We start from the raw sequence: 16,985 nt of genomic DNA, 5'->3' as shown, positions 1-16,985 counted from the left end.
CGGTATAGGTCAGGTTCTCGACATCAGCACCCAGGGTGTAGCTGGCCAGCGACGTCTGCACGGTATCCGTACCGCCACCCGCCACCTCGACCACCACGTCCGCGACTACATCGACAACGTAGGTGTCGTTGCCAGCTCCCCCCACCAACTGGTCAGCACCCGCACCGCCATTGAGGACGTCGTTACCCCCCCCGCCGGTTATGGTGTTAGCCAGGGCATTACCGGTACCGGTGAAGTTACCGGCACCGGTATAGGTCAGGTTCTCGACGTTGGCACCGAGCACGTAGCTGGCCAGGGTGGTCTGCACCAGATCGGTACCGCCACCCACCGCCTCGGTGACGCTGTCACCGACGTTGTCGACCACGAAGGTGTCGTTGCCGGCACCGCCGTTCATGGCATCCGCGCCAAGCCCACCGCTGAGGATGTCGTTGCCGTCTCCGCCACTGAGGGTGTCGTTGCCGGCCCCGCCAGTGATGCTGTTGGCCAGCGTATTACCGGTACCGGTGAAGTTACCGGCGCCGGTAAAGGTCAGGTTCTCGACGTTGGCACCGAGCACGTAACTGGCCAGAGTGGTTTGCACCAGATCGGTACCGCCACCCACCGCCTCGGTCACGGTGTCACCGACGTTGTCGACCACAAAGGTGTCGTTGCCGGCACCGCCATTCATGACATCCGCGCCGGTTCCACCGTTGAGGGTGTCGTTGCCGTCCTCGCCATTGAGGACGTCGTTGTCGGCTCCGCCGTTGAGAATGTCATTGCCAGTGCCGCCCAACAACAGGTCAGCACCCGCCAGGCCATTGAGCGTATCGTTCCCGCCCAGGCCATTGAGTACATCGTCACCCGTGCCGCCCGTCAGGGTGTTCGCCCCAGCGTCCCCCGTCAGTATCACGCCAGGCGGTACCAGCGCCGTCGCCGCAGAGGTCACCGTCTCCAGCGTGCCGAAGCCATCGGTGTAGCGCACGATCACCCGCAGTTGCAGATTGCCCTGCGCCCCACCCGGGGTGAACGTCGCAGCGGTCGCGCCGTTGATGTCGGTGAAGGTCGTCCCGGTACCTTGCTGCCATTGGTAGCTGAAGGTGCCCAGCCCATCCACATCGGCTATCCCGGCGGTCAGCGCGGTCAGCACCTGCCCTTGTTCCGGTGTCGTATCGCTGATCAGCGGCGCACCTGTCGGTGCATCGTTGACGTTTTCCACCGGGTCCGAAGGGTCGGACGCCACGCTTTCGGCCACACCGAAGCCATCCACGTAACTGACCACCACACGCACCTGATCGCCGACCTGATCCTGAGTCAGCGTAAACGTGCTACCTGTCGCACCGGCGATGTTGACGAAGTTGACGCCGTTGGTCGCCTGCCACTGATAGGTGAACTGCGGATTGTTGAGACCATCGGCATCGACGATGCTCGACGGGTCAGCGGTCAGCACCTGGTTCTGCGCCAAAATTCCGAGAACGGTTGGCCCTACGGTCGGTGCGCTGTTCCCCGCCGAATCGACGATCTCCAGCGTGCCGTTGGCATCCTGGTACACCGCCCTGACGCGGATGTTCAGGCCCGCCACATCGTCCGCCACCCGGTAGGTGGTGCCAGTCGCCCGCGAAGCTTCGCCGGCGTCGACAACGGTGATGTCCTCATAGATGCCCGTGCCAGGAATGTTTTCCACCTGCCAGTAGTAAGCCACCGCTCCGCTCACCGCGCCGGTCGCATTGGCCCCGCTGACGTTATCGGCATCGTGCACCGCCCGATTGCTGACGCGCAGCAACTGGCCGGCCACAGGCGTATCGTCACGCAGACCGGTAGCATCATCGAGGATCGCCAGATGACCCGACGGGCCATCGTTCAAGGCGGTGCCAACGCCGGTCGACTGCGCCAGGTCAGAGAACTGCAGACGCTCGATGCCGGTCAGGCGATCGACACCGTCACGCCCCGCCACCAGGTCGGTCACAATGACCGTATTACCCACGACTTCGACAGTGTATTCCGTCGAATTACCGGAGAACACCGCAGTGTCGAAGCGGTCATTGCCGGTCAGGATCTCCCGCTTGATGATCAATTGACCCGGGTTGTAAGTGCCGTTGAGCATGAACGGCACCAGCGGTTCCATGCTGTCGAACGTGGCGATTTCCGGGCCAGTGCCATCAAGGTTTGCCCGTACGCTGATGCGTACGTTCAGCCACTTGTCACCATCGATGATGTCGTCGCCACCGCGACCTTCGATCAGGTCGCTGCCGCTGCCACCGAGGATGATGTTGCCGCCGTCGAAGAACGTCGCTCCCTCCGGCAGCACATCCGCCAGGCCGTCGATCAGGTTGATGTTGGTCAGCACACTGCCGGTTGCACCCGCGCCAGGCAGCGATCCGGCATCTTCGTTGTCACCGCGCAGGAAGTCACCGTGCGCTGAACCCGACAGACCTTCCATGATGTCGAAACGCACCAGCGCCGAGGCCCCCGAACCCGGTACCAGCGGTACATCGAAAAAGCGGTCGCTCATATCGATGCTCACACCCTGGGCGAGATCCTTGAACGTCGCCCAGTCATAGCCGGAGCCGCCGATATAGCGGTCACCAAAGCCGAGACTGCCGACCATGATGTCGTCACCGCCTTCACCGTTGAACTTGTCGTTCTCGCCACCGCCAATGAACACATCGTTGCCGATGATCGGGTCGTTGCCCAGCGGGTCGAAGTTGTCGCCAGGCGCACCGTCGGAGGTGCCCTTCTCGATCCAGTCGTCGCCTTCGTTACCCATGTCCTGTTCGTTAGCTTTGCTGCCGAGGATGAAGTCGTTGCCCTGGCCACCAATGGCTTCGGAGGCGTCCTCACCGGTCACGATGAAGTCATTGCCGAACCCGCCGATGATCAGGTTGACGCCGTTGCCACCGTGCAGCACGTCGTTGCCGTCGCCCCCCTGGATGTTATCGTCGCCGCCGGCATCAGTGATGATGTCGTCGCCGGCGCCACCGCGCAGCTGGTCGTTGCCGTCACCGCCTTCGATGCGGTCGTTGCCGCCGTCACCCCAGACGGTGTCATCGCCTTCACTCGCGATGAGGATGTCTGCACTGTGGGTACCGCCCAGCACGATGTGCTCTTCACCGGTGTACTTGATGTAGTTGGCGTCCGGTCCGTCGGTCAGCGGGTTGTCGCGGAACACCACCTTATGGCCGTTCTCGAGCGGATCGGCACTGCCCAGGCCATCGTTGTACTGCTTGGACTGGTCCCTCTCCAGATAGAAGCCCGGGTCCGAGAACACCAGGCCCGGCAGGTGCGTGGCCGAGGTGTTGGCCATGATCAGCTTGGCGAACGAGTTGCTTTCCAGCTCGGCGTTCATCGACAGGCCAGAGGTACGCTCCAGGTAGTAGAAGCGATCGCCGTCCTGCAGTTTCTCCATTTGATTCTCGAACACGAAGTTGAAGGTCGAGCCAAGCATGCCGCCAAACGGCGTGATCTGTTCGGCCAGGCCGCCGATCCATAGATCGATGGCGTCGACCCCGGTGATCGTCACACCCTTCAGATCGTCTGCAGTCCCCAGGGCCCCATCCTTGCCCGCCCGCGTCACGTTGGCCCAGGTGCCGGTGCCGTTGAGGAAGTCCAGGCGATCGGATGGCTCGTCAATACCCCCGTCGCCGAAGACCAGCAACATCGCCGCGGCGCGCTTGCCTTCTAAAGTGGTTGCCGAGGTAATCGTGCCATGGGTGCCGTAGGCCGCGATGAAGTTGATCAACGACTCCGGATGCTTGAGGTGCTGCACCAGGTCGACCCAGCTGCTGTACGGCTTGAGTTGGGTATCTCCGGTCTGGCTGTAGATGTCGCGGCGAATCGCGTTGAGCGAGGGAATCCCCACGTCGCGGCCACGGGCGATGTTGATCGCCGGCAGGTCGAGTGGCAGGCCCAGCAGGTTGTTGCGCAGCGCCTCGGTGACGAACTCGTCGATTTCGTTACCGGCTTGCCGGGTCACCCCACGCACGATCGCACTGGTCGCATCCTCTGGCGTCACGCCACTGGCGGCATACGCCAACGGGTTGAGGAACGCCGCGATCAAGCCCAGTTGTTGATCGGGGTTAGCGCTGCTCGGATCGCCAATCACGTCGAAATTGACGTCGTAGCGATCGACAGTCTCGGTCAGCATCGAGTGGCCAAACCGGTACACGGTGTGGGCGAACTCGGCGACGATCGAGGCATCGAGGTCGACGTCATAGACCTGGGTCGGTGCGAAGAACAGGTCAACACGAGGCTGGATGGTTCGCGCAAACTCCTCGAACACCAGGTGCTGATACTGCATCTCGGTACCGAACTTGGCCGCCTGGAACAAGCGCTCGCCGTTCCACACCAGCGCATCGATCTCGGCCTGGTTGGCGGGCATGGCAGCCACGGGCGTGAGCAGCCACTCGTTGAGGAAGGCCACGTCGTGGGAATCGAGCACGGTGTCCTTGGTCTGCGCCACCAGCCGGTTGTGCTCGGCGTGGAAGATCGCATGCACCGCGGTCAGGCCGATGTTTTCGTTGACCCGGCCGTCGCCGGCGATGTAGTGAGCGTCGAGCAGTTCGTTGTCGTAGGTCAGGTTGGCCCCGGTCTGCGGATTGAACTCCTGTGCATTGCCGACATCGTGGTCACCGTCCGCCTGCAGAATCCCGCCGGCGCTCACCGGCACAGCGTTGTGGGCGATGTCGTTGAGGAAGGCGTGGCCAGTGCGTACCGCGTTTGCGAGGCTGATTGGGTTGCTCGGATCACCTTCGACAAGGGTTGTGACGTCGTCGGCGTTGCCGGCAATGCCGTCCAGCCCGTTGTTCACCCGAATGACAACCTGCGGGAAGCCGTGCGGCCCCTTGATGAAGTTGCCATAGGCGTCCGTCGCCAGCAGCGGACCGCTGTCGATATCGGCGTCGGTGAGATTGATGCCCAGAACGTCCCGTGCCTGCGCCTTGACCACCTTCCAGGTCGCCATGCCACCGATTTCGGTGTCATCGCCGGTACCGAACTTGCCGTCCTGCCCCAGGTCACGATTGGTGATCAGGTTGCCGGTCGCTTTAGGGCCGTGATCCGTCATCACGTATCCGCGCAGGAACACCTGGTGCGACGGATGCGAGCTGTAGGTCTGGTTCTGGTCCACGAACGGCGTGGTGGTGTTGGTGTGTTCATGGATGTCGTCGTCCGTGCCGAGAACGCCATCCGCCCCTGGCTGGTTGGTCGCGCGGGTCAGCACCATGAAGTTGGTGTGGCCGCCCGGCACATATAGCGGATCGTCCGGTTGCAGCGGGATGTAGACGGTGCCCGATCCACCCTTGGTCACCAGGTCCAGGCCATGGTCGAAGAACTGCCCGAAGAAGGTCATCCAGGCGTTGAACGGCGCGGACAATCCCGCATCCGCCGCGGTGTTCTCGAACAGGTACACATCGTGATCGTCTTGCGTACCGAACTTGCCATCCATCCCAGGGCTGGCGACTATCCGTACGCCATCCTTGAGCACGTCGTCGTTACCGCTACCCGATACGCCGAAGTCGAGATGACCGTTTGCCCCCGGGTCGTACGCCGTGGCATAGGCAGCCGGGTTGTGCGATGTCTGGTCCACGATCAGGTTACTGATTGTGCGCGGCTGCGAGTCAATCACCAGACCGCCGCTGGACGCATAGGTCGTTCCCGCTTGCGCCGGATTGAACACCGGATCGGACACGCGCGGGAAGGTATTGTCGGCGGCACCATACTGGGTGTGGTTGTTGCCGTTGAGGTTCAGCAGGTTGTTGTTCGACCCGTCGACCGAACGCAGGCCCAACGGCGCGCGGATATTCGGGATCAGCGAGAGGATGTCCTGACCGTTCGCGTCAGCCTCGGCAATCTTGATCTGGTCAAGGATGAAGTTGAGGTCGGAGCGGACCATGTGCAGGCCCTCGCCACCCGCCGTGGCATCGGCCACGGGGGTCGGCGCCGTCGGTACGACCGGTGCGCCGGCAGCCACTACCGCCGTCGGCTGCGAGAACACCACTTCCGTCGTGCCATGCCCATCCTGGTAGATCGCCTTGACCCGCAACGACAGCCCGGCGAGGTCCGGAGAGACCTTGAACGAGGTGCCGTCAGCACTCTGGAACGCCAGGTCGCCGGCCGGCAAGAGGATGATGTCCTCGAAAACGCCACTGCCTGGGTCCGACTCGAATTGCCAGTAGTAGGACACCGAGGCGCTGTTGAGACTGCCCCCGACGTTGTTGGCATCGGTCACCCCGGCCACGCTGACGGTCAGCATGTCGCCCACCGTAATAGCGCCGCCGTTGCCATCGGCGATGGTCGGTCTGCCAACCGGTTGTGCATTGAGCCCCGGCACCAGCACTTGCTGGCCATCGGCGAACTGCAGGCGTTCGATATGCAGCAGGGTATCGGTACCGTCGCGACCGGCTACGGTATCTGCAACCGTCCACACATCGTCCGCCAGACTGTCCGTGCCGCGGGTGTCCCGGGTCACCACATACTCAGACTGGGCTCCGGAGAATATGGCGGTGTCGAAGGCCGCTCCGCCCGTCGAGGTGCCGGGCAGGATTTCCCGCACGGCCTTGAGTTGACCGGGGTTATAGGTGCCATCGAGCATGAAGGGAATCATGTCGACCATGCTGTCGAAGCTGGCGACCTCGGGACCGGTATGGTTGACATCACCCGGGGCATAAACGGCAATCCTGACGTTGATCCATTTGTCGCCGTCGATCAGGTCATCGCCACCGCGGCCCTCGATCAGGTCACTGCCATTGCCACCGAGGATGATGTTGCCCGTGGCAAAGCCGGTGGTCGGCAGGCCGGCATCGGCCAGGAATTGCGCGAGTCCGCGGATCAACGCCACATTGGTCAGCGCACTGCCCGTGGCCCCCCCGTGGTTGAGGATGGTGTCGGCATCGACATTATCGCCCCTGAGTACGTCGCCGTACTTCGAACCGGACAAGCCTTCCACTTCGGCGAAGCGGTCAAGGATCGAGGCGGGCGAGGCGCCGACCGGATTGAATACGCCGGTGTTCTGGTTTGGCGCGTTACCGTGTGGCTGCGCCAGCGCGGCCATGGTCAGGTCAGCGGTGACGCCGAACTTGTCATCCTTGTAGGTGACCCAGTCGAAGCCGGACATGCCTTCCATCTTGTCCTGGGCATCGCTGCCGACAAAGATGTCATCGCCACCCTCGCCGATCATTTCGTCGAAGCCACCGCCACCGACAAAGATGTCGTTGCCGATCGTATCGTCATTGAGCAACGGCGCGGCGTTATCGCCAGGCGCACCGTCCTGGGTGCCCTTCTCGATCCAGTCGTCACCTTCGTTGCCGGTCGGTGGCAGGTTGGTCTTGGCACCGAGGATGAAGTCGTCGCCCTGGCCGCCGAAGGTGGTGCTGATGTCTTCGGTGGTGACGATGAAGTCCTGGCCATCGCCGCCCAGGATCAGGTTGCCGGCGGCCAGCATGCTGCCGGCGATGATCACGTCGTTACCGGCATTGCCTTCCAGGCGGTTGTCGCCGAACGAGTCGGTAATGATGTCATCGCCTGCGCCACCCAGTACCGCATCGTTGCCGGCACCGCCTTCGAGGATATCGTTGCCGCCGTCGCCATAAATGGTGTCATCGCCGTCACCGGAAATGATGATGTCATTGCCGGCGGTGCCGCCCAGGACCACATGGTCTTCACCGTTGTAGCGCAGATAATTGTTGTCTGTACCGGGGGTATCGGGGTTGTCGCGGACCACCAGCTTGACGATTTCCACGCCGTCGATCATGAGGCCGCCCGTCGGGTCGGCTTTGCCGCCCGCACCCAGGCCCGTGAACTGATTGTCCTGATTCACTTCGAGGGTGAACGTCGGCGTCAGGAACACGGTATTCGACAGGTGGGTAACATCGCTGTTAAGCATGATCAGCTTGGCGAAGGAGTTGTTCTCAAGCTCAGTGCCGAAGTTCAGGCCTGCGACACGCGACAGGTAGTAGAAGCGGTCGCCGTTCTGCAACGCCTCCATTTGGGTCTCAAAGACGAAGTTGAACGTCGAGCCGAGCATGCCGCCGAACGGCATTTTCTGCTCGGCGAGGCCACCTACCCAGAAGTCGATGTCGTCCACGCCGGTGGTGGTGACGCCATTGACCATGGCGTACTCGCCCGAGCTGTTAAGGAATGCCAGGCGATCGGCGAGATTGGCGGTAAAGATACGCTCGTCGGGAGTATCCACGTTGATCACCGCGCTGCCACCAAACACCAGGGCCGCAGCGATCGCACGCATCTCGACCAGCGTATCCACATCGGCCGCCATCAATGCGCTGTGGGTGCCGAAAGCGGCGATGAAGTTGACCAGGGATTCGGGGTGCTTGAGGTGCTCGGCAAAGTCAGCCCAACTGATGTACGGCGTGAGTTGGCTGTCGCCGGTGGCTGCGTACATCTCACGCCGCGCTTCATTCAACGTGGGGATGCCCGTGTCGCGACCGCGCGCCAGGTTCAGGGCCGGCAAATCGAGCGGCAGACCGAGCAGGTTGTTTCGCAACGCTTCGGTGACGAATTCATCGATCTCGTTGCCAACCTGGCGGGTCGCACCGCGAATGATCGCCCCTGCCGCTTCGTCCGAGGTCGCTCCGCTGCCGGCGAACGCCAGCGGGTTGAGGAAGGCCGCGATCAGCCCCATTTGCGAGTCAGGGTTGTTCGGGTCAGTGAGGAGCGGATTGAACTCGGGGTCGAAACGATCGACGGTTTCGGTCAGCATCGAGTGGCCGAAGCGGTACACCACATGGGCGAACTCGGCGAGGATGGCCGGGTTGATCGTGGTGTCATAACCGTTGGGGGCAAGGAATTCGTCGACCTGCGGCTGAATGGTCCGCGCGAACTCCTCGAACACCAGGTGCTGGTACTGCATCTCGGTACCGAACTTGGCGGCCTGGAACAGGCGCTCGCCGTCCCACACCAACGCCGCGATACCGGCGGGTGTCGTCGGTATCTCGGTCACGTCGTCCGCCAGCCATTCATTGAGGAAAGCCAGGTCGCCGGCGGCAAGGATGGTGTCCTTGGATTGCTGGACCAGGCGGTTGTGCTCGGCGTGGAACACATGGTGCACAGCGGTCAGGCCGATGTTCTCGTTCACCCGGCCGTCGCCGGCAATGTAGTGGGCATCGAGCAGTTCGTTGTCATAGGTCAGGTTGTTGCCGGCATTGCCTACGTCCTGCGCATTGCCGACATCGGTATCGCCATCCGCCTGCAGCACCCCGTTGACCACGACCGGCGCGGCATTGTGGGCGATGTCGTCGAGGAAGCCATGCCCGGTGCTCACGGCGTTGGCCAGGCTGATCGGCGCATCCCGGTTGCCTTCGACCAGTTGCGTGACGTCATCCGCCGTACCGGCGGTACCGTCAGCACCGTTGTTGACACGCATCACCACCTGCGGCATGCCGCTTGGCCCGCGGATGAAGTTGCCATAGGCATCGGTTGCCAGCAGCGGCACGCTGTGCACATCGGCGTCGGTCAGGTTGATGCCGAGGATGTCACGAGCCTGGGCCTTGACCACTGCCCAGGTCGCCATGCCGCCATTTTCGCCATTGCCATCATCGGAGGTGCCGAACTTGCCATCGGCGCCGAGATCACGGTTGGTAATCAAGCGACCCGTGGCAATTGGGTTGCCTGCCGCGTTGAGGGCGTATTCGCGCAGGAACACTTGATGCGAGGGGTGCGAGCTGTAGGTCTGGCTTTGGTCCACGAACGGCGAGGTGGTGTTGGTCTGGCCATCATCGGCAGTGCCGACAATTCCGTCCGCGCCAGCGGCACGCACTGCTCGTGACAGCACCATGAAGTTGGTCGGGCTGCCGGGTACGAACAACGGATCGTCCGGTTGCAGCGGAACAAACACGATTTCGGTACTGCTCTTGGTGACCAGGTCCAGGCCGTGGTCGAAGAACTGGCCGAAGAAGGTCATCCACGAGTTGAAGCTGGCGGTCAGGCCGACGTCCGGCGACACGTTGGGAATCAAGAACACTTCCTTGTCGTCTTCCGTGCCGAACACGCCATCCAGCCCGGGACTGATCACCGGGTCGGCACCGCCGTTCGCCGCAACCGCGGCCGGGTTGTTGGCGGTCTGGTCGACGATCAGGTTGCTGATGATGCGTGGCTGCGGGTCGACCACATACCCTGTCGAGGCATAGGACGCTCGATACTGGGCATCAAGCAGGCGCAGGAAGGAATTGTCCGCAGCGCCAAACTCGGTTTGCCCGGCGACCAGGTTGTTGTAGCTGCCATCGACGGTTCGCAAACCGAATGGCACCTGAGTGTTAGGCAGCAAATCAATGAGGCTCGCGCCACTGGCATGCGCTTCCGCGATGAAGATTTGCTTGAGTATGAATTCCAGGTCCGACTTGTTGAAATTGGCCATTTTTTTATTGTCCTCGATCTCTCTGGGGGAAAGGCACGGGACGAGAAAATCCTCCCACGCCCAGTCAGGTGCTGGCTTGCGTAGTTCATGGGTTCAGTTGTATGGCGAGAGCAGGCGTGGGATAGGCAAAGCCGTCCCCCGGCGCCTGGGAATGCGCGCCTGGAATTCGCGAAATGAATGGTTCGCTGAGCGGTTAGGCAGAGCGATCCCGAGCCGAGGGTGGGCCATGGAATCTGGAAGTCGAAGCGAACTTCCTGAACAGCTCCGTCACCGCGCAAGACAACGAAATGATCGCCATGTGTGCTCCTTCAGGAAAATCACCGTGCCTTGCATTGCCAAAGTGTTGGCTGGCTTCAGGGGGGCGATCACCCAACATGACTAAAGTTCCATAGCAAAAAACTGTCAATATTACGCCGCAAAAACAGACGACCGGTGTTAGGCCTGCCAACTAGCTGTTCTTAAACGATATATAGAAAATGCTAAGCACTTATAGCGCGAAATGTTATTTCAAAGTGTATCGCTAGGGAAACAAACGCCACCTACGCTCCTGCATGTGAATAACCCCGAGAACTTGTCCAGAGAACTACAGCTTGTGCCGACGAGTTACTCGGGGAACTAGATGTATTGATAGTCAATTTCATTTACCGGCAGCGGGTGCGCCGCAAGGGCAACCGGCTTTTCGGTGAGGGAGGACCCAAATGCAAAAGCCGTCGAGCACCCGCTCAGAACTGGCTGACGCGATCTTTCGCCTGCGTCGCAGTTTTTACTCGCTCGGAGCATTCAGTGGCGTTATCAACGTCATGATGTTGACGCCAGCGGTGTACATGTTGCAGGTCTATGATCGGGCCCTGGTCAGTCGCAACGTCACAACATTGACGATGCTGACCTTGCTGGTGATCGGGTTGTTCCTGCTGATGTCCACGCTGGAAATGGTCCGCACCCGCGTCGTGATCCGGCTTGGCAACTGCCTCGACATGGACCTCAACCGGCGCATCTTCACCGCCGCCTTCGAGCGCAACCTGAACCGCGCCGGAGGCAACCCGGCCCAGGCCCTGCAAGATCTCGCGCAGGTTCGCCAGTTCCTCACCGGCAACGCCCTGTTCGCTTTTTTCGATGCGCCGTGGACGCCGATCTACCTGCTGGTCGCCTACCTGATCCACCCGCTGCTGGGACTGCTCACGCTGATCGGTTCGCTGATCCTGGTGGGCCTGGCCTACCTCACCGAAAAGGCCACGCAGAAGCCGCTGGCCGAAGCCAATCAGGCCTCCCTCTCCTCCGCCACGTACGCCAATAACAACCTGCGCAACGCCGAGGTCATCGAGGCCATGGGCATGCTGCCGTCGATCAGCAAGCGCTGGTACCAGAGCCATTTGCGCATCCTGGAAATGCAGACCCTGGCCTCCGACCGCGCCGCCCTCATCAGCAGCACCGGGCGCTTCGTACGTATCACCTTGCAGTCGCTGATCCTCGGCGCCGGCGCGCTGCTGGCGATCGAAGGCAAGATCACCCCGGGGATGATGATTGCCTGCTCGATCCTCACCGGCCGCGCACTGGGCCCGGTAGAACAGGTCATCGCGTCATGGAAACAACTGCTCGGCTGCCGCTCGGCCTGGGGCCGGCTCAACGAGATGCTGCAAGACTATCCGCGCAGGCCAGCGAGCATGCCACTGCAGCGTCCGCTGGGCATGTTGGCGGTGGAGAATGTGTATGCCGGTGCCCCCGCTACCAACAACACGATTCTGCGCGGGGTGAGTTTCAGCCTTGTCCCCGGCGAAAGCCTTGGCGTTATCGGCCCATCCGCCTCGGGCAAATCCACCCTCGCCCGCCTGCTGGTTGGCGTCTGGCCGGCGCAGGCCGGCAAGGTGCGCCTGGACGGCGCGGACATCTTCACCTGGAACAAGGGCGAACTGGGCCCCTGGCTCGGCTACCTGCCGCAGGACGTGGAGCTGTTCGAGGGCAGCATCGCCGATAACATTGCGCGCTTTGGCGAAGTGGACAGCGACGCGGTTATCCGCGCCGCCAAGATCACTGGCGTGCACGACATGATCCTGCGTTTCCCGCAGGGGTATGACACCCGCCTGGGTACCGATGGCAGCCCGCTGTCCGGTGGTCAGAAACAACGCATCGCCCTGGCCCGCGCGCTGTATGGCGAACCCAACCTGATCGTGCTGGATGAGCCGAACGCCAACCTTGACGACGTCGGCGAAAAGGCCTTGGTCGATGCGCTGGCCGAGCTCAAGGCCCGCGGTGCCACCGTCATTCTGATTTCCCACCGTCCCAACGTACTTTGCGCCGTCGACAAGGTGCTGATGCTGCGTGACGGCGGCGTGCAGATGCTCGGCACGCGCGACGAAGTATTCGCAGCGCTGCGCAAGGCCAGTGTGATGCCTGCCGGCGCGGCGACCCCACTGGCCTCCGTCAAAGCACGGGAGTGACCGATCATGCAATTGAGCCAACACACCGAGATGATTCAAGCCGATCCCAGGAGCGTGGTAGACCTGGACGTCGGTAAACCCGCGCGCTGGGGCGTGTGGCTGGTGCTCGCCGGATTCGGCGGCTTCCTCCTTTGGTCCTGGCTGGCTCCGCTGGATGCCGGCGTGGTAGCGACAGGCACGGTCAAAGTCACCAGCAATCGCAAGGCCGTGCAGCACCTCAGCGGCGGCACCGTGGAGGCCATCCTCGTTCGCGAAGGCGATGTGGTGAAAAAAGGCCAGGAGGTGGTTCGCCTCGACTCGTTGCGTGCCGCTGCCGAACAGGGTGCGGTTGGCGCCCAGTACATCGTCAGCAAGACCGTGGAAAACCGCCTGGAAGCGGAACGTGACGGCCGCGATGTGGTGGACTTTGACCCTGAGTTGATCAAGCGCTTCAGGGATGACCACCGCCTGGTGGCCGCCATGAATTTGCAACAGCGCCTGCTGGACACCCGGCGCGCCGGTCTTGCGGGTGAAATCAGCATCCTTGAGGAAAACCTGGCGGCGTCGCAGGTGCAGCTCAAGGGCCTGCAGCAGGTCTATGGCGCCCGCGCCTCGCAAATCAACTTCCTCAACCAGGAACTGCAAGGCACCCGCGTGCTGGCGGCCGAAGGCTATGTGCCGCGCAACCGCTTGCTTGAGCTGGAACGCAGCAATGCCGACCTGTCTGCCGGCCAGGCCGAGAACCTCAACAACATCGCCCGCGTGCGTAGCCAGACCACCGAAATCAAGTTGCGCATCCTGCAGCGCCAGCACGATTACCTGAAGGAAGTCGAATCGCAGCTGACTGACACCGCCAAGGAAAACACCACCCTGGCTGACCGCTTGCGCGCGCTCGATTATGAAGTGACCCACACAGTGATTCGCTCGCCCATCGATGGCATGGTCCAGTCCCTGAGCATTGCCACGGTTGGGGGCATCATTCAGCCCGGCTTCAAGATCATGGAGATCGTTCCGGTCAACGAACCGCTGCAGGTCGACGCGATGATTCCCGTGCAAGCCATCGACAAGATGGTCCCCGGCCTGCCCGTGGACATTGCCTTCCCCGCCTTCAACCATGCCCAGACGCCAAACATTCCCGGGCGCGTGAAGACCATCTCCGCCGACCGCCTGCTCGACGAGGAAAGCAAGCAACCCTTCTACCTGGCTCAGGTGGAAGTCACACCCGATGGCATGAGTCTGCTTGGCAGCAATCATATTCGTCCCGGCATGCCCGCCAGCGTCACCATCAAGACCGGCGAGCGCAACTTGATGAGCTATCTGCTCAAACCGATGCTCGAGCGTGTGGACAGCTCGTTCAAGGAACAATGAAATGGACCGTCATTGCCTATTCTTCTGCCTGCTGGGGCTGTCCCTGCCGACCTGCGCCATGGACCTCAAACAAGCCTGGGATCTGTTGCAGTACCAAGGTCCCGTTTACCGCGCCGCCGTGCATGAAAAAGCCGCGGGCGAGGAAAACCGCGCCATCGGCAAGGCTGGCCTGCTACCGCAGATCAGTGCCTCGGCCTACGACAACAAGGTCAATGGCACCCAACGCCAGAGCGGTGTCGAAAGGGATCTGGACTACGACTCCAAGGGCGCCAACGTGCGCCTGCGCCAGCCACTGTTCAACAAACAGAAGATGGCCGAGTACCGCCAGGGTCAGCAACGTGCCGACTACAGTGTCGCGGTGTTCGATGCCAAGACCCAGGACGCCGCGGTGCGCCTGGCCGAAAGCTATTTCGACGTGCTCCTGGCAAGCGAAACCATCGTCCTGGCCAAGGCCAAACTGAGTGCCTTCGATGAGCAACTCGCCTCGGCGAAACGGCGCATGGAGCTGGGGGCCGGCACCGTCACCGACATCGACGAGTCGGTCGCTCGCCGCGACCTCGCCGAGGCCGAACTGATCGAAGCGCAGGACAACCTGGTCAACGCGCGCCGACAGCTGGAGGAATACATCGGTGAGACTCCCGAATCACTGACCACCTTGCAGCCCAACTTCGATACACCACCGCTGCTGCCGAGCAACCTGCAGGACTGGCTGGTCAAGGCCCAGGCCGATAGCCCGCTGATCATTGCGCGCCGTTACAGCAGCGACCTCGCCGCAGAAGAAGTGAAGCGCGCCAAGGCCGGCCACTGGCCAACGCTGGACTTCGTTGCAGGCTACACCGCGGGCGATAGCCAATCGATCTCCGAGCTCAATCAACGCAACCGCTACAGCTCGATCGGGCTGGAAGTCAATCTCCCGCTGTTCAGTGGTGGAGGCGTCAGCGCGCTGACACGCCAGGCCAGCGCCAATAGCTACAAGGCCCAGGACGAACTCGACGCCACACGGCAGGAGGTCATCTCCGGAACCACCCGTGAGTATCAAGGTGTGCAGAGCGGCGCCAAGCGCGTTCGCGCGCTGGAGAAGGCGGTAGCGTCCAACGAACGCTCACTGAATTCGACACGCAAGGGCTTCAAGGAAGGGGGCACCAGCACCAACTCGGACGTCCTCAACGCTGAAGAGCTGCTCTTCGTCGCGCGCCACGATCTGTTCGAGGCCAAGTTGCGCTATTTGATGTCGCGCCTGCGCCTGGCCTCTTCGGTGGGCAGTCTGGGCGACGACGATATCGACCAGATCAACGACTACCTCGGCCCGGAACTGCTGGTCAGCAACTGACTTTCTCCCGCCCGCCGGTCAAGCCAAATGGCTGGCCGGCGCCCCACCTCGTGGCAAATTCCATTCATATTTACCAAAATACGGCTCGCGGCCAGGCAATGGCGGGTGCGCGATTCCATTTTTTTCAGTCACCACTTCAATAACGCAAAGATTACCACCATCTCCTTATGGTACGGGCGTCCTAACAAAAAAAACGCGATAAAAAACGCTTTTTGCTATCACCATAACTGGGGATTTACACCCACTTTATCGGGGATTTATCACCACATTTGAGGAATATCCCCCACTACCATTTCTGCCATTTTTAACACTCAGAACAACCCGTTAATTAAATTGAACTTTTATTTCTCCCTGCGGTAGTGGCGCGTTAGTTGCTCCACCGCTGTTACCCGCACAACTATCGTCCCGGACTTGGAGACGGCGGGGCATCACGCGAGGGGAGAAAAATGAAACGTGCGACACCACCCTGCAATTCCATTGACTTGCTGCGCAGGTCCAGCCTGCCCTGCGCGATGCTCCTGACCCTGGCCACCGCCGATGCCGCGCCGCTCGACGATGTCAGCCAACCACCCCCGACGGACCCCTCGGCTTATACCAATCCTCCAGCCGACCCGCTGGCCGCGGCGGCCGCGCTGGAAGCCTTGAAAACCATGCCGTCGGCCAACCAGGGCGCGATTGCCCTGCCCAACGGCGTGTATGGCGACCGCAACACCCCACGTGCCGAGAACGTGCTGCCGCCAAGCCTGCAGACATCGTTCAAGATCCCCACCAACGGCAAGCCCAGCCCGCTGTTCGGCGCCCAGCCCTACACCCAGCAATTGCTGTTGTTCGAAGAATTCGGCACGGAAAAACTCGACCCGACGCTGCCCGCGCCGCCGCTGAAATTCCCGGTACCCCTTGCCGGCCCGGCGCCGGCCCAGGACCCGGACAGCATCGCTCGCAGCGGCCCGTCGAAGGCGGCGCTGGAAGCCTTTATGCGCCAGCCCGGCCTGTTCCCGTTTCCGTCGCAGTACTCCAACGTGCTGGACCGCAACCCGTGGAAATCGCAGATCGAAGCCTTCCTCAACCGCCATCCGGTAGGTTCGCCGGCCGAGGGGCGGCCACCGGGAAAGGGTTGGTCGCATCAACGCTGGAACGAGTTCTACCCGCAGGCCGCCTTCAAGACCGTGCAAGTCGGCGCGCGGATCAACACCGGCATGCGCGACCGCCGACAATTGCACAACTACGCCGTCGGTGAGTTCGGGCCTGGCGGGCTCTACTACCAGACCTCGGACATCCCGACCACGACCGGCACGACCAAAGGCATCGACACCCGTTTTCACCCCAGCATGCCGATTCAGAACCACAAGGCGCTATGGACCTTCGACGGCACTTTTCCGGCCAAACTGCTGATGGTGCGTTACGGTCAACCGGTGCTGATGCGTCACTACAACGCCCTGCCAATCGACCCGGCGGCCAACATGGGTTTCGGCCTGCACACCCTCAGTACCCACGAACACAACGGCCACACCCCGGCCGAAAGCGACGGCTA

At 61.9% G+C, this 16,985-nt stretch carries 4 protein-coding genes and 1 pseudogene; 4 read left to right on the top strand and 1 reads right to left on the bottom strand.

Annotated features, from left to right (window positions below; all coding sequences use genetic code 11):
* Positions 1-10,342 (bottom strand): peroxidase family protein (locus tag PMI35_RS27605; RefSeq protein ID WP_008055597.1); only part of this gene is annotated, 10,342 nt, incomplete at its 3' end.
* Positions 10,343-11,040: 698 nt separating this feature from the next.
* Between PMI35_RS27605 and PMI35_RS27610 the strand changes: the two genes are divergently transcribed.
* The 4 genes and pseudogenes from PMI35_RS27610 to PMI35_RS27625 form a co-directional block, all read left to right on the top strand.
* Positions 11,041-12,777: a type I secretion system permease/ATPase gene (locus PMI35_RS27610; protein ID WP_008055596.1), complete on the top strand. Its 1,737-nt coding sequence runs from the start codon at positions 11,041-11,043 to the stop codon at positions 12,775-12,777.
* Between the two features lie 6 nt (positions 12,778-12,783).
* Entirely contained in the window at positions 12,784-14,124 is a 1,341-nt protein-coding gene (locus tag PMI35_RS27615) for an HlyD family type I secretion periplasmic adaptor subunit (RefSeq protein ID WP_008055595.1), read from the top strand.
* Between the two features lies 1 nt (position 14,125).
* Complete coding sequence (locus PMI35_RS27620; RefSeq protein ID WP_008055594.1) at positions 14,126-15,454, top strand: TolC family outer membrane protein; 1,329 nt, start codon at positions 14,126-14,128, stop codon at positions 15,452-15,454.
* A gap of 512 nt (positions 15,455-15,966) precedes the next feature.
* A pseudogene (locus PMI35_RS27625) lies at positions 15,967-16,985 on the top strand (copper oxidase); the annotation flags it as partial.

This window comes from Pseudomonas sp. GM78, from assembly GCF_000282475.1.
Classification (GTDB): domain Bacteria; phylum Pseudomonadota; class Gammaproteobacteria; order Pseudomonadales; family Pseudomonadaceae; genus Aquipseudomonas.
The sequence above is the reverse complement of the archived record's forward strand: the minus strand, read 5'-3'. Positions and strand labels throughout refer to the sequence as shown.

What these genes read in the sequence shown, in the direction of transcription:
- PMI35_RS27610 (WP_008055596.1), top strand. Translation starts at nt 11,041, where the DNA reads ATGCAAAAGCCGTCGAGCACCCGCTCAGAACTGGCTGACGCGATCTTT.
- PMI35_RS27615 (WP_008055595.1), top strand. Translation starts at nt 12,784, where the DNA reads ATGCAATTGAGCCAACACACCGAGATGATTCAAGCCGATCCCAGGAGC.
- PMI35_RS27620 (WP_008055594.1), top strand. Translation starts at nt 14,126, where the DNA reads ATGGACCGTCATTGCCTATTCTTCTGCCTGCTGGGGCTGTCCCTGCCG.